Consider the following 24,273-nt stretch of genomic DNA (forward strand, 5'->3'; position numbering starts at 1 on the left):
TCCCTTGAGCGCCAACCAGAAGGTCCTGATCGCCGACGACGACACCTCCATCCGCCTGGTGCTGAGCCAGGCCTTCACCCGGGCCGGCTTCCAGGTGCGGGCCACCGGTTCGGCGGCGACGCTGCTCAAGTGGGTGTCGGACGGGGAGGGCGACCTGGTGATCACCGACGTGGTGATGCCCGACGAGAACGCCTTCGACGTGCTGCCGCGCCTGCGCAAGATGCGGCCCCAGCTGCCGGCCATCGTCATGAGCGCGCAGAACACCCTGCTCACCGCCGTGAACGCCGCACAGATCGGCGCCTTCGACTATGTCCCTAAGCCCTTCGACCTGGACGAGATGGTGGGGGTGGCGCGCCGCGCCCTGGCGCGGCCGGCGGACGCCGTGCGGGCGCGGGCCCAGGCGCGTGCGCTGCGGGACGAAGGCCTGCCGCTGATCGGCCGCTCCCCGCCGATGCAGGATGTCTACCGTACCCTGGCGCGGCTGGTGGACACCTCGCTGAACGTCATGATCACAGGCGAGATCGGCACCGGCAAGGGGTTGGCGGCCCGAGCCCTGCACGACCTCGGCAGCCGACGCGACACCCCCTTTGTCACCGCCCAGCTCGGCGGCCTGTCCGCCCAGCGTGTAGACGAGGAGCTGCTGGGCCATGGCGATCGACCGGGCAGGCTCGTGGAAGCGGACGGCGGAGTGCTGTTCCTGGACGAGGTCGGCGACTTGTCCCTGGACGCCCAGGCGCGGCTGATGCGCATCGTGGAGTCCGCCGAGCGGCCCACCCACCCGGTCACCGGCCGGCGGCTCGACCTGCGCATCCTGGCCTCCTCCCGGGCCGACCTGCGTGAGCTGGTGCGACAGGGACGGTTCCGTGACGACCTGCTGCTGCGTCTGAACGTGGCGGTCATGCACCTGCCGCCGCTCCGCGACCGGCTGGACGACCTGCCGGATCTAGCCCGTGCCTTCCTGTTCCGGGCCCAGCGGGACGGGGCGCCGGGGAAGACGCTGGACGAGTCCGCGTTGCAGCGCCTGGTGCGCCATAGCTGGCCCGGAAATGTGCGCGAGCTGGAGAACCTGATGCGCCGGCTGGCGGTGCTCTATACCGAAGACTTCCTGACCGAGCGCCTGATCGAGCGCGAGCTGCAGGAGGATGCCGCCCTGCCCAGCGTGGCCGAGCCGGCCCACACGGTGGAGGACCTGGTGGAGCAGACCCTGAGCGGCCAGTTCAGCGCCCCTGGCGGCGAGCTGCCGGCTGCGGGGCTCTACGATCGCACCCTGGAGAGCATCGAGCGGCCGTTGATCCGCATGACGTTGCGCGCGACCCGCGGCAACCAGATCAAGGCTGCCGAGGTGCTGGGCATCAACCGCAACACGCTGCGCAAGAAGATCGAAGTCTTGGGGATCGACGTCAGCCGACGGCGGAGCTGAGCCGGCGGACCGTCAGTTCAGGGGCGGCGCGTCGGCCGGAGTCGCAGCGGAAGCGGTCGCCGAGGACATGTCGAGATAGCTCGCAAGGCCTGTGCCCGAGATGGCCATCAGGGCGCAGCCAGCCGCCGCGATGACGAGGCGCTTCAAGGGTAAGAACCTCGATAGAGGCGGCCAGCCCGTCTCGGCGAGAGGCGCATGATCCTGATGGATAATGGCGGACATCGAAGGCCTGCTGAACTCAACTCATTTGGTAAGGCGCGAACACGTGGGCTGACCCCCGGTTCCGCCCGCCGTTCAACTTGCTACGCCTTCAGCCGCCAGCTCGCCGCGCCGCCGGGACCGTCCAGCACCTCCACGTTCAGGGCGCCCAGCTCGCCTCGGATCCGGTCGGCCTCGGCCCAGTCTTTGGCCTTGCGGGCCTCGGCCCGACTTGCGATCAGCGCCTCGACCCGCGCGCTGAGATCGGCATCGGCATTGCCCTTGAACCAAGTCTCCACATCGGTTTGCAAGACGCCGAGCAATCGGCCGGTGACTACGATTTTGGCAATTGCCTCGGCCACGTTCTCCCGCGCTATAGAAGAGTTCTGCACATTCAGGCGCACATCTTTGACATAGTTGCCGAAGTAGCTCAGCGCTAAAGGCGTATTCAGATCGTCGTTCAAGGCCTGGAGGACGCCTTCATGGGGCTCTGCATCAAGGCTGGCGGACGTCTCAGCTGGATCAAGCTCAGAAAGAAACCTGAGAGCGTCGTAGATGCGGTCCAGCGTCCTGCGCGACTGCTCCAGCAGCTCGCCCGTCCAGTCCAGCGGCGCGCGGTAGTGGGCCGACAGCAGGGCCCAGCGCACCACCTCGCCCGGAACCTGCTTGAGCAGGTCGTGCACCAGCAGCACGTTGCCCAGGCTCTTGGACATTTTCTCGGCTTCGAGGGTCAGGAAGCCGTTGTGCATCCAGTAGCGGGCGTAGCCGGCCTCACCGTCGGCGGCGCAGACGCCCTGGGCGATCTCGTTCTCGTGGTGGGGGAAGATGAGGTCATGACCGCCGCCGTGAATGTCCACGGGAAAGCCCAGCTCCGCCTCGATCATGGCCGAGCATTCTATGTGCCAGCCCGGACGGCCAGGTCCCCAGGGGCTAGCCCACGCAGGCTCGCCGGGCTTGGACGGCTTCCACAGGGTGAAGTCGGCCGGACTGCGCTTGTGGGCGACTACATCCACCCGGGCGCCGGCCTGCATATCTTCGAGCGATCGGCCGGACAGGGCGCCATAGGCCGGGAAGCTCGACACGTCGAACAGCACGTCGCCCTCGGCCACATAGGCGTGGCCGCGCTTTACCAGCGTTACGATCATCTCGATCATCTGTGGCACATGGGCCGTGGCGCGGGGTTCAAGCGTCGGCTTCAGCACGCCGAGCGCCGCCATGTCCGCCTCGTAGACCTCGGCGAACCTGGAGGCGATGACGGAGATATCAACCCCTTCGCGCTCGGCGGCGGCGGCGATCTTGTCGTCCACGTCCGTGATGTTGCGGGCGTATATCACCTCTTCTCCGCCATAGGCGCGGCGCAGCAGGCGAAATAGGACGTCGAACACCACCGCAGGGCGGGCGTTGCCGATATGGGCGTAGCTGTAGACGGTGGGGCCGCAGACATAGAGCGTCACGCGCGAGGGATCGAGGGGTGTGAACGTGACCTTCCCGCGGCGCAGGGTGTCGTGGATGTGCAGGGTCATATGACGCGATCGATCAGGAATTTGAACGCTCTGCTGCTCAGTCGGCAGAACGGGGTGGGACTTGAACTTCGACCCACCTCATAGCCCGTCATCCTCGGGCTTGTCCCGAGGATCAAGTCCGGCGCCCGTCCCAGCGCCCCGCTAACGGACGGCCGGATCCTCAGGACGAGCCTGAGGATGACGAGCGAGGGAGGAGGGTTGTCAAGGCCTATCGCTCCTCGTCGAAGCGGTCGGCGATCAGCTGGCAGAGGTCTTCCAGCGCGGCGCTCGCCTCCGCGCCCTCGGCGGTGATCTCCAGCTGCGAACCCGGTCCGGCGCCCAGCATCATAAGACCCATGATCGACTGGGCGTCGACGGTCTGGCCCTCGCGGGTGACCTGGACCTTGGCGTCGTACTGGGCTGCGGCCTTGACGAACTTGGCGGACGCCCGGGCGTGGAGGCCGCGGGCGTTGACGATCTCCACGGTGCGCGAGAGCGCCGGCCTCACTTCTCCCCCGCCAGCACGTAGGACGCCACCGAGATGTACTTGCGCCCCGCCTGCTGGGCGTAGGCCACGCAGGTGGGCAGGTCCTCGCGCCCGCGAATGCTGGCCAGCTTGATCAGCATGGGCAGGTTCAGCCCCGCGATCACCTCCGCGTGGGCCTCGTCCATGGCGGAGATGGCGAGGTTGGATGGCGTGCCGCCGAACATGTCGGTCAGCAGGATCACACCGCCGCCGCCGTCCACGGCCTTGGCCGCCTCCACGATCTCGCGGCGGCGCCGTTCCATGTCGTCCTCCGGCCCGATGCAGATGGCGCGGACCGCAGTCTGCGGGCCCACTACATGCTCCATCGCCGAGACGAACTCCTCGGCGAGCCGGCCGTGGGTGACGATCACCAGCCCGATCATGCCTTCCCCTTGCCCACGACCGGCCGGAACGTCCGGCGACGGTGGGCCTGTGCAGGCCGCTAGATACCTTGGCTGCGGGTCCTGTCAAAGCTCACGCCGCAGCGCCGCGTCCAGCGCCCGTTCCAGCCGAGCCAGGGTCCCGACCTCAAGGAGCGCAAGGCGCAGTCGCGGCAGTGCGAGGGCGAGCAGGTCATACCGCATCGGCGGCGGCATCCGCTCCACGGGTTCCGCCTGCGTGGCGGCTTCCACCGCAAGGTCCAGGCGAACGAAGGGCAGGGTAGGCTCGCACCTCACGCCCACGCCCCGCACTTCGATCAGGCCCGCCAGCGGGGCAGGTGCGGCTCCGTACAACGCGCCCCCGCTGCGCCAGACGTGCACCCGATCATCGGCGGTCAGCCTCCAGCCCGACGACAGGGCCCGAAGCGCCAGATCGCTCTTGCCGGAACCGGAGGGACCTTGGAGCAGGACGCCGCACCAGCGTCCACGACGCCGCGCCGCTATCAGGGTGGCGTGGAGGATCGGCCCCTCTGACAGCGGACCTCTTCCGCTCACACCCGAGCCGCCGGCAGCTCCACCCGGAACGTCGCGCCTGCGATCGCGCCATCCGGCCCCGCCCGGTTGAGGGCCGAGAGCCGCCCGCCGTGCGCCTCTACGATCTGGCGCGCGATGGACAGTCCCAGCCCCGAATGGCCGCCGAAGGCGGAGCCGCCGGGCAGCTGGCCCTTGGGCCGGTTGGTGTAGAAGCGGTTGAAGATGCTCTCCAGGTTGTCGGCGGGAACGCCAGGGCCGTCATCCTCGACCTCCGCAACGACCAGGGGTCCACCGTCCCGCCTGAGGGGGCTCAGGCGCACCCGGACTGCGCCGCCGGGCGGGCTGAAGGAGTGCGCGTTGTCGATCAGGTTGCGGAACACCTGCCCGAGCGGACCCTCCCGACCGGCCACCCGGTACGACGCCGCCGGGTCGGCCAGGATCAGCCGCACCTCGACGCCTCCTGCCTGAAAGTCGTAGAGCCCCACCACGTCGGCCAGGAAGCGGGCCAGGTCGAGCGTGCGCGGGTTGTCGCGCGACAGCTCCGCGTCCAGTCGCGAAGCGTTGGAGATGTCGGTGATCAGTCGGTCCAGCCGCTTCACGTCGGCCGCCAGCACCGCGGCCAGGCGGTCGCGCCCCGCGCCGGGGGGGAGCATCTCCATGGTCTCCAGCGCCGACCGCATCGAGGTCAGCGGGTTCTTGATCTCGTGGCTGACATCGGCGGCAAACCGCTCGATGGCGTCCATGCGGGTAGTCAGCGCGGTGGTCATGGCGTCGAGCGAGCGGGCGAGATCGCCCACCTCGTCCTGGCGCTTGGCCATGTCCGGCAGCGAGATGGCCCGGGCGCGAGACAGGCGTACGCTGTCGGCGGCGCGCGCCAGCCGCCGGATCGGCTCGGCGACCGCCCCGTTCAGCAGGATTGAGGAGCTCAGCACCGCCGCCACCGCAATGAGGATGAAGGGCGTCAGCGCCGTGCGCTGCTTGGCCACGATCTGATCCACGTCGCCGGCCTCGATGGTCAGGTCGCCCAGCACCGCCTGCACATGCTGGATCGGCACCGAGACGCTGACCAGCCGGCCGCCGCCCTCGGCTGAGCGAACCTGGGCGATCGGACGCCCGGTCAGGGCCAGCGCCACCTCGGCCTGCTCGGCGGAGTGCGCTCGCGCCTCGCGCTCGGCGCGATGGTAGAAGGGCGACCAGGGCCACTGGAAGGGCGGATGGCCTGCGCGTCCGGCCGGGGGCAGGGGATGCTCGGTCACCTTGTCGGCGATGACGTCGGTGTCGGCGATAAGCTTGCCGCGAGCGTCGTACAGGCGCGCGTGCTCCGTACGGGGTATGGCCAGGAGTTCCAGGATCTCGCGCGCGGCGTCCGCGTCCATGGCGGGCTCCGGGTCGCCGGTCGTCGCCGCCTTGACGATGACGTAGGAGATCAGCTGGGCCTGGGTGGACAGGCTGTCGATGCGCGCCTGCACCAAGCCCCTGCTGAACTCGTTCAGCACCAGCGCCCCGACCACCAGGATCGCCAGGCCCAGCAGGTTCAGCCCCAGGATAAGCCGTCCGAGCCGCGAGCCGCCCATGCCGAGGAGGCGGCGATGGTCGGCGAGGTCGTCGGCACGGGAGGGGCTGCGGGCCGACGGCGCCGCGTTTATCGCGCTCACGTCACAGCCCTGAGGCCCCTGAGTAGCCGACGTCGCTTCCGATCCCCTCCATCGCAGACAGGAGACTACGCCCGTAGGGAGGGAGAGGGCCACACGAGAGCGCGGAAGTCTTATCGAAGCGGCTTCCACGCTCTCGCGCGGCCCCTCGGTCGGCATCGCGGCCACATCCCCATCCGTGATGGGGAGGATGAGCGGAGCGGCTACGTCTCGCGATATCTGTATCCGACGCCGTACAGCGTCTCGATGGCGTCGAACTCGGGATCGACCACGCGGAACTTCTTGCGCATGCGCTTGACGTGGCTGTCGATGGTGCGGTCGTCCACATAGACCTGGTCGTCATAGGCGGCGTCCATCAGGTTGTCGCGGCTCTTCACGAAGCCGGGGCGCTGGGCCAGCGACTGCAGCAGCAGGAACTCGGTCACCGTCAGCTTCACCGCCCGCCCCTCCCACAGGCAGTCGTGACGCTGGGGGTCGAGCGTCAGCTTGCCCCGTTTCAGCGGCTTGGCGGCGGCCGCGGCGGCGGCCTGGGCGGCGGTCGGCGGGGTGTCGGGGTCCTCCTCCGCATCCGCCCGGGCGCGCCGCAACACCGCCTTCACTCGCTCGATCAGCAACCGCTGGGAAAACGGCTTGTGCATGTAGTCGTCGGCGCCGAGGTTGAAGCCCAGGATCTCGTCGATCTCCTCGTCCTTCGACGTCAGCATGATCACCGGCAGATCGGAGGTCTGGCGAAGCCGCCGCAGCACCTCCATGCCGTCCATGCGGGGCATCTTCACGTCCAGGATCACCACGTCAGGGGGTTCGCTCTCCAGCGCCTGCAGCCCTGACACGCCGTCATGGAAGGCCTTGACCTCATGGCCATGACTTTCCAACGCCAGTGACACGGAGGTGGTGATGTTCTCGTCGTCGTCGATGAGCGTGATCTTCGCCATGCTTCGAAGGTGATCCGTTCGTGACCCAGCCGCAAGCCGTGCCTCAGCCCACCTGCTTCAGGCAAATTTAAGCCGCGACCGCCACATTACACGGGTACGGAGGACGATTTTGGCTGAAGAGCCGGTACATTACGAAGTCTTCATCCGTCGCACTGTGACGTCCGGTTGGACGCTTGAGCTGGCGACGGAGGCGCGCCTGCAGGCTTTGCACACCGCCGAGGACGCACTGAAGGAGCAGCGCGCCGTCGGCGTGAAGGTCAGCAAGGAGTCCCGCCAGGCATCTGGCCGCTATTCGAGCTTGGTGATCCTCTCCCGGGGCGAGCTGGAGCCGCCCCGCAGGAAAGGGCGCGCCGAAGCGGAGACCGCCGTCCCGCTTTGCGTAAGCCCGTCCGATCTCTACTCGGTCCACGCCCGCGAGCGTATCGCCCGTCTGCTGGAAGGCTGGCTGGTCCGCCAGAACGCCACCGCCTTCGAACTCCTGCACCGGCCAGACCTGGTGGAGCGGTTGGACGCCGCAGGGCTGGAGCTGCAGCACGCCATCCAGAAGGTCGCCATTCCTGAGGCGCAGGCCACCGGCGTCTCCATTCACGAGATCATCCGCCGCTATCAGAAACTTACGGAGGCGGCGGTGGCGCGGCTGCTCGCCGACCGTCGCAAGGGGCTGTTCCCCGATGTTTCCCACGACGGACTGGCCGCCTGCCTGCGCCGCGCCCAGGAGGCCGCCGAGCCGACCTATGTGCTGGGCGCTGCGGTAGCGGGGGCCCTGGCCTCGGAAACAGGCTGGGCGGCCAAGATCAGTCGCCTGCTCGACATCGCCGACAGCATGGGCGAGGCGCCCGGCCTGAGCCTGCTGCTGCAGGTCATCGAGCAGCCCCTGGCGGAGATCCTCGGCGGCCGCGCTGCTTTGGGCGAGCTCCTCGGCGGCGCTGCCGATCTTGGACGCACCCTCGCCCTGATGGTGCGGCTGGTGGCTCCGGATGCAGTGGACATCCTGGCCCGCAACGATCCCGGCCTGGCGGGAGCGATCCCTCCCGTGACGCCGGAGGCGGCCCGCCTGGCCTGTTGGTTGGAAGGGACGACCTTCGAGGCGGTCCGAGCCGCCCTCGTCCGGCGGGTGCTGGGAGAGCTGCACGGCCCCCGCCGTCTGCACCCCGGCGACCCGGCCGCGGAACTCCAGACCCTGCGCGCGCTGGCGCGCCTGCTGATCCTCAGCCCCGGCGCCGCCTCGCCCGAGGACGTGCAGTCCGCCTTCGTCGACCGGTCTCGCCGGCTTGTGGGCGCCGACTTCGTCCAAAGCTATGTCGACCAATGGGGTGGCGGTGTGTTGGGGGAGGCGCAAGCCCTGGTCCGGCTCGCGGAGAATGTCGTGGGCGCAGCCAACAAGCGCGCTGCAGGCGCATGGCTGAAAGCTGCCGTCGGATCCCTGCGCTTCGAGCGTGAGCTGCGGACCGGCGCTGACAGCCCCGCCGTCAAGCTGGCCCAACTCGTCGAGCTGCGGAACGCGCTGGCCCGGACCGGGCTGGAGCCGGAGGAGCGGAGCGAAATCACCGCCAAGCTCGGTGAAGTCGCCGACCTGGTCGAGGCCAAGGCCCACCTGATCGCCTCCATCGTGCGCGCGCCGTCCGGAGCGGCTCATCGGCTGCTGCTGTTGCTGCATCTGGCCAACGGCGATTCGGCGCCGCTCGGTCCGGTGTCGACCCGCGCCAGGACGGAGGTCCTGAAGCTGGTCCGCGATGCAGGTGTGCGCGCCGAGCTGGCGGCCTCGCAGCCGGGCGAGATGGAGCGGGTGCGACAGATGCTGCAGACAGCCGGCCTGGCGGCCTGACTTGCCGCCGCAGGGCTCAGCCCAGCTTGCCACGATTCAGGCGGCCGAGATCGCCCTCATAGCCGACCAGCCGCCACACGCCATCCTCGTCATGGAACACCAGGGTGCAGGGTCCCTCGTGGCGTGTCACCACGCACACCGACCCGTCGCCGATGGCGTGCAGGAAGGCGTCGATCTGAAGCCGGTTGGGTAGGGGCTGGTCGGGTGAGTAGCCCACCCGGATCGCCACGGCGCGGAAGGTCTGGGGCTGCACGAGGGCGTCCACGCCCACGTCCACCAGAGGACCCGCGAGCACGGCGCCAAGCGCCTGCCAGCTGGCGTTTCCGTGGGTCTGGGCCTGCTCGGCGATCAGGCGGGATTTCAGCTGCGCCTTCAGCGCTGGCCGGTCTACGTGGGCGTCGAAGGTCTGCTGGTCGCCGTCGCGGATCGCCACCAGGAAGGCGTGGATGTCGCCGGCCGCCTCGAACTTCGGCACGGTCGCGCAGCCGCCCAATGCGATGGCGAGCAGGGCGGGGGCGGCGAGACGGCGGAGCAGGCGCATGGCCAAGACCTCTACTCCGGTTGCGGCGATTGTTCGACGTCCGGCTCACGCTCGCCGACCTCCAGCGGCGGGACCACGACGATGCGCCGCTCCGCGAGCTTCACCTCCGGTACGACATCGCGCGTGAAAGGGACCAGACGGGTCGGCCCTCCCCTGCCGGGATCCAGTTCCAGCACATCGCCCGCGCCGAAGTTGTGCACGGCCTTGACCCGGCCGAGAGGTGCGCCCTCCAGCGTCGCCGCTTCCAGGCCGATGAGGTCGGCGAGATAGAACTCGTCCTCCTCAGGCGGCGGCAGGGCCTCGCGTGGCACGTAGAGGCGCAGGCCCCGCAGGGCGTCGGCCGCCTCCTTGCTGGCGACCTCCGCCGCACGCCCGATCACCGCGCCCTTCACGGCGCGCGCGGTCTGCAGCGTCAGGACGGCCGAGCCGTCCTCACGGGTCAGCGCTCGGTAGCGGAGCAGGGCGAGCGGGTCCTCCGTGTAGGCTGTGATGCGCAGCTCGCCCCGCACGCCAAACGCCCCAGCGACCCGGCCTACGAGGATGGGTTTCATCAGATCGCGATCCCTCCGCCTAGCAGCGGGAGGGGCAGCGGTGGGGATATATGCGCGACAGGCATGGAAACGGGCGGATGGCGCGGCCAGCGCCCTTCGCTTCGTCACCCGGGCGCGCACCCCCACCCCCAACGCTTCCCCTTCGAGGGGGAAGGTAGGAGCGCCTCGCCGCCATCACTGCCTGAGCAGAGCTCAGGCCTCGGCGGTCTCGGCCACGGGCTCTTCAACCGACTCGGGTACAGGGGCGGCAGACGCGGCCGCGGCGGCTTCGGCGCGGTCGGCTTCGCGCTGGGCGCGCTCGGTGGCGCGTTCCTCGGCCTTCTTGCCGGGCTTGCCCTTCTGCGGGTTGTGGCCGTGCTTCCATTCGACCATGCCCTGGGTGGACAGGAAGCGGGCCACGCGGTCGGTGGGCTGGGCGCCCTTGGACAGCCACTCCTGCACCCGCTCCAGCTTCAGGGTGAAGCGCTCGGGATGGTCCTTGGCCAGCAGCGGGTTGAAGGTGCCCACCTTCTCGATGAAGCGGCCGTCGCGGGCCGAATGGCTGTCGGCGATGACGATGGAATAGTAGGGGCGCTTCTTGGCGCCGCCGCGTGCGAGACGAATTTTCAGCATTTCTCTTGATCCTTCAGGAGTTTGTCGGGTCTACGTTCCGCCTCGGGGATGAGGCGGGTTCAAGGGGCGGAGTTCACTTCTTCTTCGGCCCAGGCAGGCCGCGTCCCAGCCCCGGCAAGCCGCCGAGCCCGCCTGGCATCCCGCCGCCCAGGCCCTTCATCATGTCGGCGAGCCCCGGCGGCATCTCGGTCTCCTCGCCCAGGCCCTCGGGCAGCCGGCCAGCCCCCAGCGCCTTCAGCATGTCCAGGTTCACTCCGCCGCCCGGGCCGCCGCCGAGCGGGGAGCCCTTCATCCCGCCCATCATGCCGCCGGGCGGCGTGAACCCCTTGGGCATCCCGCTGCCCGCGCCACCGCCGCCCATGCCGAGCGCCTGGGCCATGGCGGCCATGTTCTTACCGCCGCCCCGGCTCATCATCTTGAAGGCGTCGGCCATCTGGCGGTGCTGCTTTAGCAGGCGGTTCAGGTCCATCACCTCCACGCCCGCGCCCTTGGCGATGCGGCGCTTGCGGGACGCGTTCAGGATGTCGGGCTTGCGCCGCTCCAGCTTGGTCATGGAGGTGATGATCGCCACCTGGCGGTCGAACACCCTGTCGTCGATCCCGGCCTCGGCGATCTGCTTCTTCACCTTGGCGACACCGGGAAGCATCCCCAGGATGCCCTGCATGCCGCCCATCTTCTTCATCTGGCGGAGCTGGTCGGCGAGGTCGTCCAGGTCGAACTGGCCCTTGGCCAGCCGCCTGGCCATCTTCTCGGTCTTGGCCTGGTCGAAGTCGGCGGCGGCCTTTTCCACCAGGGCCACGATGTCGCCGGATCCCAGGATGCGCCCGGCCACGCGGTTGGCGTCGAACACCTCCAGCGCGTCGAGCTTCTCCCCGGCGCCCAGATACTTGATCGGCAACCCGGTGACGTGGCGCATGGACAGCGCCGCCCCGCCCCTGGAGTCGCCGTCGGTCCGGGTCAGCACCATGCCGGTGAGCGGCAGGCGGTCGTGGAAGGCCTTGGCGGTGCGCACGGCGTCCTGGCCGGTGAGCGCGTCGGCCACCAGCAGGACTTCCTGCGGCGCCGCGATCCGGGCGATCTCCGCCGCCTCGCCCATCATCTGCTCGTCGAGCGTGGTGCGGCCGGCCGTGTCCAGGATCAGCACGTCGAAGCCGCCGAGCCGAGCGGCGTTCAGGGCGCGGCGGGTGATGTCGGGCGCCGACTGGCCGGCCAGGATCGGCAGCACCTCGACCTCGACCTGCCTGCCGAGGGTGGCCAGTTGTTCCATGGCGGCGGGACGGCGGGTGTCCAGCGAGGCCATCAGCACGCGTTTGCGGTCGTAGTTGCGAAGCCGCGCGGCGAGTTTGCCTGAGGTGGTCGTCTTGCCCGAGCCCTGCAGGCCGGCCATCATCACCACGACGGGCGGTGCGGCGTTCAGGTTCAGCCCCACCGGCTGGTCGCCGCCCAGCATGTCCACCAGCCCGTCGTGGACGATCTTGACCACCTGCTCGGACGGCTTGACCGCCCGCAGCACGTCTTCGCCCGTGGCGAGGTCACGGGCCTTGGCGATGAAGTCCTTTACCGCCGGCAGGGCCACATCGGCGTCGAGCAGGGCCAGGCGAACTTCTCGGAGGGCCTCGTCGATGTCGGCGGGCGACAGCACGCCACGACCGGTCATCCGGTCGAAGACGGTCGTCAGCCTGTCGCCTAAGCTCTCGAACATTCGCGCCTCTTGGCCGCGCCACGCCCGGTTCCGCCCACCCGGCGCGCAAACGCCAGCGACCCCCGTGGACGATCACGTCGACGGAGGGCCTCGCCGCCCTCGTCCGGTTTGTCCGCATGGCGGGCCGGGGTCGTGGCGGTGGAGGGCGCGATCAGGGATGGCGCCGAAGGAACGAAACTAGGCGAGAAGGTCGTCCGGGTCAACGCGGCTCCGACGATGGAGCGGGTAGCGGGAATCGAACCCGCATACTCAGCTTGGAAGGCTGCTGCACTACCACTGTGCTATACCCGCCAGCCTGTGTCGGTCGACTCGTCGGAGAGGCCAACTTTATAAACGCTGAGCCTATCATCCCATGTTGGTGACAGTCAAAGAGTTCGGTCGCCGCCAACTCGATCTCAGGTGGCTCCGCGGGCAGGATTCGAACCTGCGACCAATCGATTAACAGTCGATTGCTCTACCGCTGAGCTACCGCGGATCAGCGTGGAGGCGGGGTCATAGCCTCCGCCCGCTTGGCGCGCAAGCGGGCGGCCGCAGGTGGACCTGTGTTGGCTCAAGAGACCAGGGCGGAGCCGCGGCAGCGCAGCCCGTCAGCCCAAACATCCGCCTCACCTACCCGGACTCCGCTCAGCGCCTCAACCTGCCCCACGAGCGCATCCAGCGAAGGCGCGGCCTGCACCAGCAGGGCCTGCAGCTCTGGAGACAGGATGGCGGGCGTGAGGCCGGGCGAGAGCACGGGCGTCTGGACCTGCACGCTGACACCGCCGAGCAGTGAAGCGACGCTGGCCTGGGCGATGTCGTTGGTGAAGGCGCTCTTCATCGTGTCTGCAGCTATGTCGGCCTGGCTGAAGTGGACCGTCTGCCAACTTGTCTGGCCGCCGCCGATGTCGACCCGGCTGTAGGCGGTTGCGCGCACCAGGACCGCATTGAGCAGTGTGGCGGTCTGCAGCGCGACGGGTGTGGTGAAGTTGCGCAGGGTGGAGGGGTCGATCTGGGCCAGGGCGAAGGTCCCGAGGCTCGGAGAGGCGGAGAGGTCCAGCCCCTGGTCCGCCGCGCTTGCGGGGCACTGCATGGCCTGCAGCTTCGCCTGGGCGGACGCCGCTTCCACGTAGATCGGCAGGGTCACCAGCGCGCCGCCTGAGGCGGTGGAGAGCAGGCCCGGCGCCAGGCTTGCCTGGATGTAGAGCCGCATCTGCGAGGTTCGCACCACGATCTTGCCAGCGTCGGTGACGGTCAGCCACGGGGATTGGCTGGGCCGCTGACCGATCGCCAGCCAAAGCGTCAGCTGAGCCACCCCTGGGACCAGTCCGTTCAACGACACGCTGAGCTCGCGCGATCCGCTGGCGGCGGTCAGCAATGCGGTCGAGAGGTTCATGGCGCCGACGGTCAGGCTCGCGCCGCTACCATCGGTGGTCTGGTCCTGGCTGCCGTACGGACCCAGATCGAGGATCGTTGACAGGGGCGTGGGCGGCAGGGCGGCGGAGGCGATGGCCAGGGCCTGTGCGGCGGCGGCGGTGGGCTGGCCGCTGGCCGTGAGGGTGTCGGCCAAGGCGGCGAGGGCGACGGAAGGGGCGATCGCGGTGGTAAGGACCTGGCTGAAGCTCAGCGCCTGCAGGCCCGCACGAGCCTGCAGCGCTGGCAGGTAGCGGAGCAGGTCCACGTTCGCCGAACCCAGCGCCTGGGAGTTCATCACCGAGAGCTGCACCTGGCTGCCGGTGAGCGCCGACAGCAGGGCGTTGGCCACGCCGCCGTTCAGCGAGGTCAACCCCGACCCGATGGAGAAGGCGGCGAACCTGGCGCGGGCGGCGATGGCGGTGCGGGTGAGGGTAAGGCTGGGACGGCCGATCAGCAGGGCGGCGAAGTAGAGCGGCACGGGCGCCTGGAGCGTCACCTGCACGGCGTTGGGGCTTGAGGTGGAGGCGGTGAAACGCTGGGCGGCGGGGACCGAGGCGTCGGCCGCGTAGAGCCCCGTGACCGTCTGGGCTGTGACGCCGCCGGGCCAGGGGTTCAGGGCGGCGGTGGCCTGGGCGGTCGCGGCGGGGGACTGGGTTGAAGCGGGATCCAGGCTCTGGACAGACGCCATGGCCGCCAGATCGGCCACGCCCTGGAGCTGGCGGGTTTTCATGTAGATGTTCCCGAGGTCCACTCCGACCGCAGCGCTGCCGATCAGGGCCAGCATGCAGAGCGCGGTCAGCATCGCTGCGACGCCGCTGCGGTCTGCGGCGAAGGCCTGAAGAAGCGGGCGCACCTCAGAACCCCCCGACCTGGACCGAAGCGCTGCGGACGATGGACGACGAGGGCATCGGGATGATGCCGTTCAGAGCCCAGAGCGGGCTGCCGGACGCGTCGTAGGCGATGTTGACCGTCATCACCTGCGACTGGTCGGCATAGCCGAGCTGGACCAGCTTGGGGCTCAGGAAGCCGTAGGTCGGCAGCTCGTTGGCAAGGCAGTTGGCGGCGAGCTGCTGTCGCTCACTGTCGGACAGGCCGCCCAGCGCGGCCCGCGCGGCGTCGTTGGCCAGCTGCTGTACCGAGTGAGCCATCAGGAAGTAGCCGCCATAGACCATGATCCCGAGCAGCAGCATGATCAGGACCGGCCCGATGATCGCGAACTCCAAGGCCACCGCGCCGCTGGTGCAGAGCGGCGATCGCCCCGGCGGGTCCTGCAACCGAAAACGCCCTGACGCCGTGATCCGAGACGTGGTCGTGCCTTTGCGGACAGACGTCTCAGGCGCGGGCCGGACGGCCGTCGACGCACAGGTGCAGCGCGCTGAACATCCGACTCGAGCCATCACGCGGCGACCCGCATGGTGGCCGCAGACAGAGCCGGCAGGGCGATGCAGAGCGGCAGGTAAGCGGCCCGCCTGGGCTCCAGCACCAGCGAACCGCCCATGGCCTGGAGCAGGCGCTGCGGCGCGACCAGGTCCTGGCGGGCCGCGTCGCCGTGGTCCGCCAGCCTCGCCTCCGGCGTGCGGGACAGGATCAGGATGTGCGCCTCATGCCCGGTGAGCTCGACCGTGACCCGCACGTGGCCCGGCGCCTGCTCCATCGAGAGGGCGCGTAGGATCAGGTGATAAACTACAGTGCGCAGGCGCCGGGGCTCCGCGCAGCAGACACCGTCGCGCGCCGGATGAACGTCGCGCAGCAGCGCCAGCTCGGCCTCTCGCGCGAGCGGTTCCAACCTTTGCAGAACGTCGCCGATGAGGGCCTGAACGGCGACAGGACCAAGGGCGAGGCCTGGGCCCGTGGCCAGGTCCCGGGTCCGACGGTCGATCTCCAGGGTCGAAGCGGCGTAGGCGTTCAGGATCGGAGAGGCGACGAACGAAGGCGGGTGGGTCACCAGATCGACGGACGCCTGCCGGGCGCACCGGACGTCGTTCGCAAGCCAGCCTTCTGCTCCCGGCCGGCTTTCCGCGGTGGAGGTCCTGCGACGCCTCAGAAGCCTCCCCAGATCGGCTCGGATCGATGAGGCGAGCCCCTGGCCTATGTTCCTCGCGTGAGCATTTCCAGGCGGGATGGAGATGTCAGGCACGTCGCTCTCCCTAAGGTAGAGTTGCATACCTAGCTCGACTACCTTTAAAGTTGGTGTCGGGATGTTGCGCGCACAGGTAGAAAGTCAGCCGACCCGGCTAGACTTTCCCGCATCGCAGGTGAGGTCGGAGAAAATCGGCCATCAAGCCTAAGACGTAAGGTCTCCCGGGAGGTCTGCGGGGCCGTTTCGTAGGCGCTAGTGCGCCTCGTCCCAGTTAGCGGCAGCGCGGGCGTCTACGGTGAGGGGGACCGACAAGGCCACGGCAGGCTCCGCCGCCTGCGACATGACCCGTGAAGCGAGCGCGCAGAGATCCGCCGCCTCCTCTTTCCGCGCCTCGAACACGAGTTCATCGTGGACCTGCAGCAGCATCCGCGCGCTGAGCCCTTCCGCCTTCAAGGCCGAAGGCATGCGGATCATGGCTCTACGGATGATGTCGGCGGCGGCGCCCTGGATGGGGGCGTTGATGGCGGCGCGCTCGGAGAACTGGCGCATGCCCATGGCCTTGGAGCGGATGTCGGGGATGTTGATGCGCCGCCCGAACAGGGTGGTGACGTAGGCGTGCTCGCGCACAAAGGCGCGGGTCTTGTCCATGTAGTCGCGGATGCCGGGGAAGCGCTCGAAATAGGTGCGGATGTAGGCGCCGGCCTCGTCCTGGGGGATGCCGAGCTGGTTGGACAGGCCGAACGCCGAGATGCCGTAGACGATACCGAAGTTGATCGCCTTGGCCCGCCTTCGGACCATGGGGTCCATGCCCTCGATCGGCACGCCGAACATCTCTGAGGCGGTCATGGCGTGGATGTCCTGGCCCTTGCGGAAGGCCTCCTTCAGCTGCGGGATGTCGCCGATGTGGGCCAGCAGCCGCAGCTCGATCTGGGAGTAGTCGGCCGAGACGATGACGTGGCCGGGCTCGGCAATGAAGCAGGTGCGAAGCTTGCGACCCTCCTCGGTGCGGACCGGGATGTTCTGCAGGTTGGGGTCGGAGGAGGAGAGGCGCCCCGTCGTGGTGGAGGCCAGGGCGAAGCTGGTGTGCACCCGGCCGGTTTTCGGCGAGATGGCGGTGACAAGGGCGTCGGCGTAGGTGCCCTTCAGTTTCGAAATCTGGCGCCAGTCCAGGATGGCGCGGGGCAGGGCGTGGCCCTGGAGCGCGAGGTCCTCCAGAACCTTCACGTCGGTGGACCAGGCGCCTGTGCCGGTCTTCTTGGCGCCGGGCAGGCCCATCTCGCCGAACAGCACGTCGCCGATCTGCTTGGGGCTGCCGAGATTGAAGGGGTGGCCGGCGAGCTGGTGCGCGCGCCCTTCCGCCTCCACCATCTTGATCCCGAACTCGTGAGAGAGCTGGCGCAGGCGATCGGGGTCCACCTTGATCCCGGCGCACTCCATTGTGGCCAGCATCTGCGGCATGGGCCGCTCCAGCGTCTCGTAGACGGTGAGCAGGCGCTCTCTCTGAAGGCGGGGCTTGAGCGCGTGGTAGAGCCGCAGCGTCACGTCGGCGTCTTCGGCGGCGTAGGCGGTGGCGGGCTTCAGCTCCACCTCGGCGAAGCTGACCTGCTTCTTGCCCACCCCCGCCACCTGCTTGAACGGGATGGGCACATGACCGAGGTGGAGCTGGGACAGCTCATCCATGCCGTGGTTGTGGACGCCGGCGTCCAGCACGTAGGACATCAGCATGGTGTCCTCGATGGGCGCCACGCGCACGCCGTAGCGGCTCATCACCGCCATGTCGTACTTGGCGTTCTGGGCCACCTTGAGCACGGTGGGGTCTTCCATCAGCGGCTTCAGCCGCTCTATGGCCTCTTCCAGCCCAAGCTGGGTCCAGTGCTCGCGCTCGGCGAGGTCGAGCCCTGCGGCGGCGCAGTGGCCGAGCGGTATGTAGGCGGCCTCGCCCGGGGTGATCGCCAGGGATATGCCGCAGAGGCCGGCGTTGGAGCAGGACAGGGCGTCGGTTTCGGTGTCGAAGGCGATCAGGCCGGCTTCGAAGGCGCGCGCGATCCAGGCGTCCAGCGTCTCCAGGTCCTGGATGCAGACGTAGGTCTCCGGGTCGATCTTCACCGCCTCAGGCGGGGGGGCTGCGGGCGTGGGGCTGCGGGCGGGCAGGCCGGCCATCTCGCCGACGCGGAGCGCGAGGCTCTTGAAGGTCATCTGGTCGAGGAAGTCGGCCAGCACCTTGGGGTCCGGCGCGCGCACCACGAAGTCGGACACCGGATCGGGCACCGGCGCGTCGTCGGCGAGCGTGACCAGCTGGCGGGAGACGCGCACCTGGTCGGCGAAGTTGATCAGGGTCTCGCGTCGCTTGGGCTGCTTGATCTCGTGCGCGCGCTCCAGCAGCGTGTCGAGGTCGCCGTATTCGGTCAGCAGCTGGGCGGCGGTCTTGATCCCGATGCCCGGGGCCCCGGGCACGTTGTCCACGCTGTCGCCGGCCAGCGCCTGGACCTCGATGACCTTTTCGGGGGGCACGCCGAACTTCTCGATCACCTCGGCGCGGCAGATCTTCACCTGCTTGACGGGATCGAGCAGGCAGGTCTGCTCGTCCACCAGCTGCATCAGATCCTTGTCGGAGGAGACGATCACCACCTCTCCGCCGGCGCGGGAGACCTGGCGGGCGTAGGTGGCGATCACATCGTCGGCCTCGTAGCCCTCCAGCTCTATGGCCGGCACGCCAAAGGCGCGCGTCGCCTCGCGGATCAGGGGGAACTGGGGGACGAGATCGGCAGGCGGGGGAGGCCGGTGGGCCTTGTACTGGTCATACAGTTGCGAGCGGAAGGTCTTCTCGCTGGCGTCGAACACCACCGCCAGATGGGTGGGCGCGCCCAGGCCCTTGCCGTCGTCGCCGTCGCGGGTGTCGCAGATCAGCTTCCACAGCATGTTGCAGAACCCGGACACCGCCCCGACCGGCAGGCCGTCCGACTTGCGGGTCAGCGGCGGCAGGGCGTGGAAGGCCCGGAAGATGTAGCCTGAACCGTCCACCAGATAGAGCCGCATGGGCTTGGCGGGATCGACCTCGACCGGGGCCGTGATCTCCAGGTCGGCGTCAGCCTCGGACGGGTCCAGCAGGGTGATCTCGCTCATGCCGGCAAGATAACCGCTGCCGGCCCGGCGACCTAGCGCCGGCGAGCGATCGGCGGCGGCGCTCCGGAGCGAACCACCTTGCAGCCGGCCACGGTGGAGAGGTCGGCGCCTCGCTGGGACACGATGTTCCAGAATGCCGGATCACAGCTCGCCACGAGATCGCCGGGTCCCGCCGCCGCCAGGCCGTCCGGCGTGATGCGGCGCACCCGCAAGCCCTGCTCGCCCGCGAGCAGGGTGTAGAAGCGGAGCTGGGGTGCGTAGTCGGTGGGAACGCCGTCCGTGCGCCAGCCCAGGGTGCCCACACCGCCCTCCACGACATCGACCGCCCTGACGCCCTGCTGCTCCAGCGAGCGGAACAGCTCACCGTACAGGGCCTTGGGCCGGAACTCCTGGCCGGGCAGGAAGTCCAGCCGCAGCCAGGCGGCGCGGCAGGCAATCAGGCCCAGGCCGAGCGCGAGGACGGCTGTCGCCAGCCCCGATCCAAAGCGGCCGGCTTGGCCACGCCGCCGCAGCGCGCGCAGGCCTTCACGTATGGCGAGGGCGCAGGCGATCGCCAGGAAGGGCAGGGCCGGAGAGGCGTAGTGGGCGAGCTTGGTGGCGCTGAGGCTGAGTAGGACGATCACGCCGACCACCACGCACAGCGCGAACATCAGCCCCTGCCGCGCCACCCCTTTCGCCGTCAGCATGCCCAGCGGCGCGAGCAGGGCCGGGACGCCTGCGCTGAACAGGCCGAGGCCGAACACGGTGTCCAGATAGAACGAGGGCGGCCCCAGGTGGCCCTCGACCGCCGCGCCGAACCGGCCGCCAAGGTCGTTGGTCATGGCCGCACGGAGATAGCCAGGCGCGGCGTGCTCACGCAGGAGGACGAAGGCCGCCACGGGCAGCACCGCCGCCAACCCCGCTGCGGCGTACCACGGGCTCTGCATCGGGCGTCGCCACCGGCCGGTCAGCAGCAGGTAAGCGGCCACGCCCACGCCTGGGAGGAGGCCCATGACGCTCTTGGTCAGCACGGCGCCCGACACCAGCAGGGCGACCGCCATAAGGTGGCCCGCCCCTGGCTTGCGGCGGTGGACCGCGAAGAACAGCTGATGGAGATAGCCGGTCGTGAACAGCCCGAGCAGCGCGTCGTAGTCGCCCGTACGCGCCCCGAATTCCCCGAAGAAGTTCAGGCTGCTCACCAGCAGGAAGGTCGACAATGCGGCGGCCGACACCGAGCCTGTGACCCGGCGGGTGAACGAGAAGGTCAGCGCCAGCGTGGCCATGGCCGCCATCATGGACGGCAGGCGCACCGACCATTCCGAAGGCCCGAACACGGCCATGCTGGTCCACATGCTCCAGATCAAGAGCGGCGGCTTGGTGTTCCATAGATCCGGGCGCCCGCCGTAGGTGGTCACCAGGCTGAGGCCGCGCTGGTGCATCTCCAGCGCGTTCACCGCATTGCGCGACTCGTCCCAGAGCACGATGGGGACCGTGCGGACGCCGATGAACAGGAAGGCACCGCACCCCGCCAGGACCGCCGTCAGCACAAGCTGCCGGCGCCGCCGAGGCGACATCCGCCAAGCCGAGGACGGAGACGCCGCCAGACTCACCGCGTCGCGATCGCCCAGCGGGCCGCGCAACGGCCGTACAGCACCAGGGTGTCGGGCTCCTCGCTGTAGCCCTTCCAGTTGATCGCGCCGGGGAAGGCCGCCTTCAGGCAGTAGCTGCGCGCGGCGGAAATCCGGTAGAAGGCGGCCCGCTTGTCGGGGGCGAGCAGGTTCAGGTCGCCCACCACTACCCAGTCATAGCCGCTCGCCAGTACGGCGTCCCAGGCCCGCGGCATGGGCGTGAAGGGCGGCGAGCCGGTACGGCTCCAGACATAGTAGGCCGGCCCTGCCGCGCCGCCACGATAGTTGGCGAACAGGTTCCGGGCGAACCAGGGCTGGACGCCGAAGCTGCGATCGCCGAGCCCGGCCACCGTCTCGAGGGGATGCGCCAGCAGGCGGACCTTCAGGGCCTCCGCGCCTGCGGGCGCTCCCGAATAGGGCTTGCCGATCTCCCTGAACCAGGCCTTGGCCGTGGCGACATCCTGGCAGAGCACCGCCACGGCCAGGCCGCCGATCAGCCAGCGTTGTCGCCAGGCGGGCGCCCGGCTGCGGCCCTCCCAACTGATCCAGGCCAGCATCAGCAAGGCCAGCCAGAGCACGCCCGAATGCCAGAGGTTGCCGAACTGCACCGCCGTGAACCCCAGGAAGGCCGCCAGCACGCCGCAGAACAGCCTCGCTCGGCCCGCAGCGGCGCTGAGCAGGCCGATGGGCGTGATCACCGCCGCGGTCACGGCCAGGCCGCCCAGCCGGCTCCATCCGGTCGGCGGCTGCATGGAGAAGATGTCGAGCCGGTCGACCACCGCCTCGGACGCGAGGAGCGCCGCCCGCAGAAGCGAGAAGCTCCTATGGCCGGAGGGAGAGCTGATGTCGGCGGGCGGCCAGGCCTGCAGCGCGGCCGCCAAGCCGAGCAGGCCGCACAGGGCCAGAGCGGCCGCGGCGCCTGCGCGCCTCGCGGAGAGGTCGCCCCGGAGCGTCCAGGCGAACTCCACCGCGAGCGGGACGGAGATGATGAAGCTATGGGCGTTGCAGTTGGCGAGCAGCCCCAGCAGCGCGGCGTAGCTGACAGGCGCCCGTCCCCGCCCCGGGAACAGCGTCGCGATCAGCGGCAGGAGGGCCGCGTCCAGAGCGTAGCTCCGCGCCACGACGGCGTACTGGAAGGCGAAGAAATAGGAGAAGGCCAGCCCGATCCGGAGTGCGATGGGGAAGGGCGATCTGAACAGCACGAGCCATGCACCCAGTGCGCTCAGGCATGAGCTGACCAGCCACAGCCCCTTGAAGGGAAGCCCGAGCCGCTGCGCCGCCTGGAGCAGCAGGTGCCAAAGGCCGGGCGAGCCCTCGTAGCGGACGGCGTGGGCCAGCAGGGTCCAGGGGCTGGCGTCCCGGGCGATCAGCCAGGCTTGCGCCTCGTCGAACCAGGGCCTGTGCACGTGCCCTCCGACCGCCAGCAGGAGCACCAGAGTCACGAAGGCGAGAGAGGGCGCCGCAGGCTGTACGCGGCGGCTCAGGACGGCGGCCCAGCGTCTGGCGTCGATGGCGTCCGCGGCCGGCCCATGGTCGGTGACAGTCGTCATGATGCAAGCCTTGCACCGACGGGATTAAGCATTCCCTGCGGCGAGGTTCGCGGCGTGACTTGGCGACAAACACCTTGCGCCGTGCAGGTCGGCGTCCTTTAAGGCCGCCGCGTCCCGTCGCTCCCCAACGTCCGGAGGCCGTTCCCATGGCCGACACCCGCCCCGTGAAGAAGGTCGTGCTCGCCTATTCGGGGGGGCTCGACACTTCCATCATCCTGAAGTGGCTGCAGACCGAGTACGGCGCGGAGGTGGTCACCTTCACCGCCGACCTCGGCCAGGGAGAGGAGCTGGGACCGGCGCGGGACAAGGCGCTGATGCTCGGGATCAAGCCCGAGAACGTCTTCATCGAGGACCTGCGCGAGGAGTTCGTGCGCGACTACGTCTTCCCCATGTTCCGGGCGAACACGGTGTACGAGGGCCAGTACCTGCTCGGCACCTCGATCGCCCGGCCGCTGATCGCCAAGTCCCAGATCGAGATCGCGCGCCAGACGGGGGCGGACGCGGTCTGTCACGGGGCGACCGGCAAGGGCAACGACCAGGTCCGCTTCGAGCTCAGCTATTACGCGCTGGAGCCCGACATCCACGTCATCGCGCCTTGGCGGGAGTGGCAGTTCAAGAGCCGTGAGCATCTGCTCCATTTCGCTGAGAAGAACCAGATTCCCGTCGCCAAGGACAAGCGGGGCGATGCGCCCTTCTCGGTGGACGCTAACCTGCTGCACTCCTCCTCCGAGGGGAAGGTGCTTGAGGATCCGAGCGTGGAAGCGCCGGAGTTCGTCCACCAGCGCACGATCGCACCGGAGGACGCACCCGACCGCCCGACCATCTTCACGATGGATTTCGAGCGCGGCGATCCGGTGGCCATCGACGGGGAGGCGCTGTCGCCGGCGGCCCTGCTCACCCGGCTGAACCAGCTCGGCCACGACAACGGCGTGGGGCGGCTGGATTTGGTGGAGAACCGCTTCGTGGGCATGAAGTCGCGCGGCGTCTACGAGACGCCGGGCGGCGCCATCCTGCTGGCCGCCCACCGGGGCATCGAGTCGATCACCCTCGACGGCGGCGCGGGCCACCTGAAGGACGAGATCATGCCGCGCTATGCCAGCCTGATCTACAACGGCTTCTGGTTCTCGCCCGAGCGCGAGATGCTGCAGGCCCTGATCGACAAGAGCCAGGAGAAGGTCACCGGCCGCGTGCGGGTGAAGCTCTACAAGGGCAACGTCACGGTGATCGGGCGGGAGTCGCGCTACTCGCTATACAATCAGCAGCTTGTGACCTTCGAGGAAGGCTCCGTTGCTTACGACCAACGCGATGCGGCCGGCTTCATTCGGCTGAACGCCCTGCGGCTGCGGGTGCTGGCCCAGCGCGACCGGCAGGCCTGACGCTTCATCCATCCCTCGGGAGGGGGAGGAGCCTCAAGGCCTGTCGAGCTTTACGAAGTCGTAGCGGCCTCGCACGTCTTCCTGGAAAAAGCGGCCCTTCGACTCGGCGGCGAGCAGCCGCTGAAAGGTGAGGGGCGGGACGTCCAGGTAGGCGTACCACTCGCCGCTGGTGAAGCGTACGAACAGGGTGCGTGCGGCGGCCTCGTACTCCACCTGGGCTATGGCGTCCGAATCGATGGCGGGCATGGACTTCAAACGGGATCGGGCGGGGGCTCCGGCGCCTTTGTCTAAGGCGCCAGACCCAGGATCGCTGCACCTTGCGGCAGACCTTGCCCAGCCTCCCGCATACGTGACGAACGCGTGAAACGGTCCATTAAGCCTGTGCTTCGTTTCTTCGTGCGTGCGATGGCGTGAGGAGTTCAGCCGATGAGGACGGACGAGTTCGAGACCCAGCTGAAGGGTGGCCGTCTGACCACCGCCGAAGTGCTCTACTACATGCCCGATCACCCCAAGCTGCTGCAAAGCTTCATGTGGCAGACCCTGGACGTGGCGCCGGAATATCCCCGGGTGCACAGCTTCCTTGAGTACTGGCGCAAGGAGATCCAGGCGGTGATCCACTCGGTGCGGCTGAGCACGGTGGGGATCGTCACGCCCGCGCGCGTGCGCTTCGCCGACATGGTCGGCACGCTGAACTAAGGCGCGTCGCCGCCCTCGGAACAAGGCTCCCTGCTTCCTATTTAAGCGGATGAAGGCCCGCGTCCGGGTCGGAG

The 24,273-nt window shown here is 69.0% G+C and carries 22 protein-coding genes and 2 tRNA genes; 4 read left to right on the forward strand and 20 right to left on the reverse strand.

Features of this window, described 5'->3' with window-relative positions:
- The first annotated feature begins 4 nt into the window (after nucleotides 1-4).
- Complete coding sequence (locus HUV06_RS02455; protein WP_174299684.1) at nucleotides 5-1,420, forward strand: sigma-54 dependent transcriptional regulator; 1,416 nt, start codon at nucleotides 5-7, stop codon at nucleotides 1,418-1,420.
- A 12-nt stretch (nucleotides 1,421-1,432) separates the two neighbouring features.
- Here the strand turns inward: HUV06_RS02455 and HUV06_RS16420 are convergent, their stop codons facing one another.
- The 7 genes from HUV06_RS16420 to HUV06_RS02485 all read right to left on the reverse strand — a co-directional run bounded on the left by HUV06_RS16420 (nucleotide 1,433) and on the right by HUV06_RS02485 (nucleotide 7,144).
- Nucleotides 1,433-1,567 (reverse strand): hypothetical protein, encoded by a 135-nt coding sequence (locus HUV06_RS16420; protein ID WP_256429991.1) that lies wholly within the window; start codon nucleotides 1,565-1,567, stop codon nucleotides 1,433-1,435.
- 155 nt (nucleotides 1,568-1,722) lie between these two features.
- The gene (gene cysS / locus HUV06_RS02460) at nucleotides 1,723-3,141 is read right to left on the reverse strand and encodes a cysteine--tRNA ligase (protein ID WP_174299685.1); all 1,419 of its coding nucleotides are present in this window, start codon (nucleotides 3,139-3,141) and stop codon (nucleotides 1,723-1,725) included.
- A gap of 208 nt (nucleotides 3,142-3,349) precedes the next feature.
- A complete protein-coding gene (locus HUV06_RS02465) occupies nucleotides 3,350-3,628 on the reverse strand; it encodes an HPr family phosphocarrier protein (protein ID WP_254600840.1) in 279 nt (92 codons plus the stop codon).
- The gene (locus HUV06_RS02470) at nucleotides 3,625-4,029 is read right to left on the reverse strand and encodes a PTS sugar transporter subunit IIA (protein ID WP_174299686.1); all 405 of its coding nucleotides are present in this window, start codon (nucleotides 4,027-4,029) and stop codon (nucleotides 3,625-3,627) included. Before HUV06_RS02470 ends, HUV06_RS02465 begins: the two co-directional genes overlap by 4 nt.
- Nucleotides 4,030-4,113: 84 nt before the next feature.
- Nucleotides 4,114-4,581 carry an HPr kinase/phosphorylase gene (locus HUV06_RS02475; protein WP_254600841.1) on the reverse strand — a complete coding sequence of 156 codons (468 nt, stop codon included), beginning with the start codon at nucleotides 4,579-4,581 and terminating at the stop codon, nucleotides 4,114-4,116.
- A complete protein-coding gene (locus tag HUV06_RS02480) occupies nucleotides 4,578-6,215 on the reverse strand; it encodes an ATP-binding protein (RefSeq protein ID WP_254600842.1) in 1,638 nt (545 codons plus the stop codon). The genes HUV06_RS02475 and HUV06_RS02480 overlap by 4 nt, the downstream gene beginning before the upstream one ends.
- 200 nt (nucleotides 6,216-6,415) lie before the next feature.
- The gene (locus HUV06_RS02485; RefSeq protein WP_174299687.1) at nucleotides 6,416-7,144 is read right to left on the reverse strand and encodes a response regulator transcription factor; all 729 of its coding nucleotides are present in this window, start codon (nucleotides 7,142-7,144) and stop codon (nucleotides 6,416-6,418) included.
- A 109-nt stretch (nucleotides 7,145-7,253) separates the two neighbouring features.
- On the opposite strand from HUV06_RS02485, the gene HUV06_RS02490 reads away from it, so the two are divergent.
- Nucleotides 7,254-8,969, forward strand: a complete 1,716-nt coding sequence (locus HUV06_RS02490) for a hypothetical protein (RefSeq protein ID WP_174299688.1) — start codon at nucleotides 7,254-7,256, stop codon at nucleotides 8,967-8,969.
- Nucleotides 8,970-8,985: 16 nt separating this feature from the next.
- Here the strand turns inward: HUV06_RS02490 and HUV06_RS02495 are convergent, their stop codons facing one another.
- The 12 genes from HUV06_RS02495 to HUV06_RS02550 all read right to left on the reverse strand — a co-directional run bounded on the left by HUV06_RS02495 (nucleotide 8,986) and on the right by HUV06_RS02550 (nucleotide 22,127).
- Nucleotides 8,986-9,510: a DUF2939 domain-containing protein gene (locus HUV06_RS02495; RefSeq protein WP_254600843.1), complete on the reverse strand. Its 525-nt coding sequence runs from the start codon at nucleotides 9,508-9,510 to the stop codon at nucleotides 8,986-8,988.
- Nucleotides 9,511-9,521: 11 nt separating this feature from the next.
- Nucleotides 9,522-10,061 carry a ribosome maturation factor RimM gene (gene rimM / locus HUV06_RS02500; protein WP_174299690.1) on the reverse strand — a complete coding sequence of 180 codons (540 nt, stop codon included), beginning with the start codon at nucleotides 10,059-10,061 and terminating at the stop codon, nucleotides 9,522-9,524.
- Between the two features lie 192 nt (nucleotides 10,062-10,253).
- A complete protein-coding gene (gene rpsP / locus HUV06_RS02505; protein ID WP_174299691.1) occupies nucleotides 10,254-10,673 on the reverse strand; it encodes a 30S ribosomal protein S16 in 420 nt (139 codons plus the stop codon).
- Between the two features lie 73 nt (nucleotides 10,674-10,746).
- A complete protein-coding gene (ffh, locus tag HUV06_RS02510) occupies nucleotides 10,747-12,375 on the reverse strand; it encodes a signal recognition particle protein (protein ID WP_174299692.1) in 1,629 nt (542 codons plus the stop codon).
- A gap of 217 nt (nucleotides 12,376-12,592) precedes the next feature.
- Nucleotides 12,593-12,666 (reverse strand) — tRNA-Gly (locus HUV06_RS02515).
- A 109-nt stretch (nucleotides 12,667-12,775) separates the two neighbouring features.
- Nucleotides 12,776-12,850: transfer RNA gene (locus HUV06_RS02520), tRNA-Asn, on the reverse strand.
- A gap of 75 nt (nucleotides 12,851-12,925) precedes the next feature.
- Nucleotides 12,926-14,620, reverse strand: a complete 1,695-nt coding sequence (locus HUV06_RS02525) for a TadG family pilus assembly protein (RefSeq protein WP_174299693.1) — start codon at nucleotides 14,618-14,620, stop codon at nucleotides 12,926-12,928.
- Nucleotide 14,621: 1 nt separating this feature from the next.
- Entirely contained in the window at nucleotides 14,622-15,041 is a 420-nt protein-coding gene (locus HUV06_RS02530) for a TadE/TadG family type IV pilus assembly protein (RefSeq protein ID WP_174299694.1), read from the reverse strand.
- Between the two features lie 122 nt (nucleotides 15,042-15,163).
- Nucleotides 15,164-15,712: a hypothetical protein gene (locus HUV06_RS02535; protein WP_174299695.1), complete on the reverse strand. Its 549-nt coding sequence runs from the start codon at nucleotides 15,710-15,712 to the stop codon at nucleotides 15,164-15,166.
- Between the two features lie 387 nt (nucleotides 15,713-16,099).
- The gene (gene polA / locus HUV06_RS02540; RefSeq protein WP_254600844.1) at nucleotides 16,100-18,883 is read right to left on the reverse strand and encodes a DNA polymerase I; all 2,784 of its coding nucleotides are present in this window, start codon (nucleotides 18,881-18,883) and stop codon (nucleotides 16,100-16,102) included.
- A 119-nt stretch (nucleotides 18,884-19,002) separates the two neighbouring features.
- On the reverse strand, nucleotides 19,003-20,496 hold the full coding sequence (locus HUV06_RS02545) for a glycosyltransferase family 39 protein (protein ID WP_174299697.1): 1,494 nt from the start codon (nucleotides 20,494-20,496) through the stop codon (nucleotides 19,003-19,005).
- A 59-nt stretch (nucleotides 20,497-20,555) separates the two neighbouring features.
- Entirely contained in the window at nucleotides 20,556-22,127 is a 1,572-nt protein-coding gene (locus HUV06_RS02550) for a hypothetical protein (RefSeq protein WP_174299698.1), read from the reverse strand.
- A 146-nt stretch (nucleotides 22,128-22,273) separates the two neighbouring features.
- Between HUV06_RS02550 and HUV06_RS02555 the strand changes: the two genes are divergently transcribed.
- Complete coding sequence (locus HUV06_RS02555; protein ID WP_174299699.1) at nucleotides 22,274-23,503, forward strand: argininosuccinate synthase; 1,230 nt, start codon at nucleotides 22,274-22,276, stop codon at nucleotides 23,501-23,503.
- 33 nt (nucleotides 23,504-23,536) lie between these two features.
- Here HUV06_RS02555 and HUV06_RS02560 read toward each other — a convergent pair whose 3' ends face one another.
- Nucleotides 23,537-23,749: a KTSC domain-containing protein gene (locus HUV06_RS02560; RefSeq protein WP_174299700.1), complete on the reverse strand. Its 213-nt coding sequence runs from the start codon at nucleotides 23,747-23,749 to the stop codon at nucleotides 23,537-23,539.
- Nucleotides 23,750-23,929: 180 nt separating this feature from the next.
- Between HUV06_RS02560 and HUV06_RS02565 the strand changes: the two genes are divergently transcribed.
- Nucleotides 23,930-24,199, forward strand: a complete 270-nt coding sequence (locus HUV06_RS02565) for a Usg family protein (protein ID WP_174299701.1) — start codon at nucleotides 23,930-23,932, stop codon at nucleotides 24,197-24,199.
- The last annotated feature ends 74 nt before the right edge of the window (nucleotides 24,200-24,273 follow it).

Origin of the sequence: Caulobacter sp. S45, from assembly GCF_903642205.1 — a bacterium.
Classification (GTDB): domain Bacteria; phylum Pseudomonadota; class Alphaproteobacteria; order Caulobacterales; family Caulobacteraceae; genus CAHJWH01.

Coding starts and splice junctions, on each gene's coding strand:
- HUV06_RS02565 (WP_174299701.1), top strand. CDS start 23,930: ATGAGGACGGACGAGTTCGAGACCCAGCTGAAGGGTGGCCGTCTGACC.
- HUV06_RS02550 (WP_174299698.1), bottom strand. CDS start 22,127: ATGACGACTGTCACCGACCATGGGCCGGCCGCGGACGCCATCGACGCC.
- ffh (WP_174299692.1), bottom strand. CDS start 12,375: ATGTTCGAGAGCTTAGGCGACAGGCTGACGACCGTCTTCGACCGGATG.
- HUV06_RS02555 (WP_174299699.1), top strand. CDS start 22,274: ATGGCCGACACCCGCCCCGTGAAGAAGGTCGTGCTCGCCTATTCGGGG.
- HUV06_RS02560 (WP_174299700.1), bottom strand. CDS start 23,749: ATGCCCGCCATCGATTCGGACGCCATAGCCCAGGTGGAGTACGAGGCC.
- cysS (WP_174299685.1), bottom strand. CDS start 3,141: ATGACCCTGCACATCCACGACACCCTGCGCCGCGGGAAGGTCACGTTC.
- HUV06_RS02470 (WP_174299686.1), bottom strand. CDS start 4,029: ATGATCGGGCTGGTGATCGTCACCCACGGCCGGCTCGCCGAGGAGTTC.
- HUV06_RS02495 (WP_254600843.1), bottom strand. CDS start 9,510: ATGCGCCTGCTCCGCCGTCTCGCCGCCCCCGCCCTGCTCGCCATCGCA.
- polA (WP_254600844.1), bottom strand. CDS start 18,883: ATGCGGCTCTATCTGGTGGACGGTTCAGGCTACATCTTCCGGGCCTTC.
- rimM (WP_174299690.1), bottom strand. CDS start 10,061: ATGAAACCCATCCTCGTAGGCCGGGTCGCTGGGGCGTTTGGCGTGCGG.
- rpsP (WP_174299691.1), bottom strand. CDS start 10,673: ATGCTGAAAATTCGTCTCGCACGCGGCGGCGCCAAGAAGCGCCCCTAC.
- HUV06_RS02485 (WP_174299687.1), bottom strand. CDS start 7,144: ATGGCGAAGATCACGCTCATCGACGACGACGAGAACATCACCACCTCC.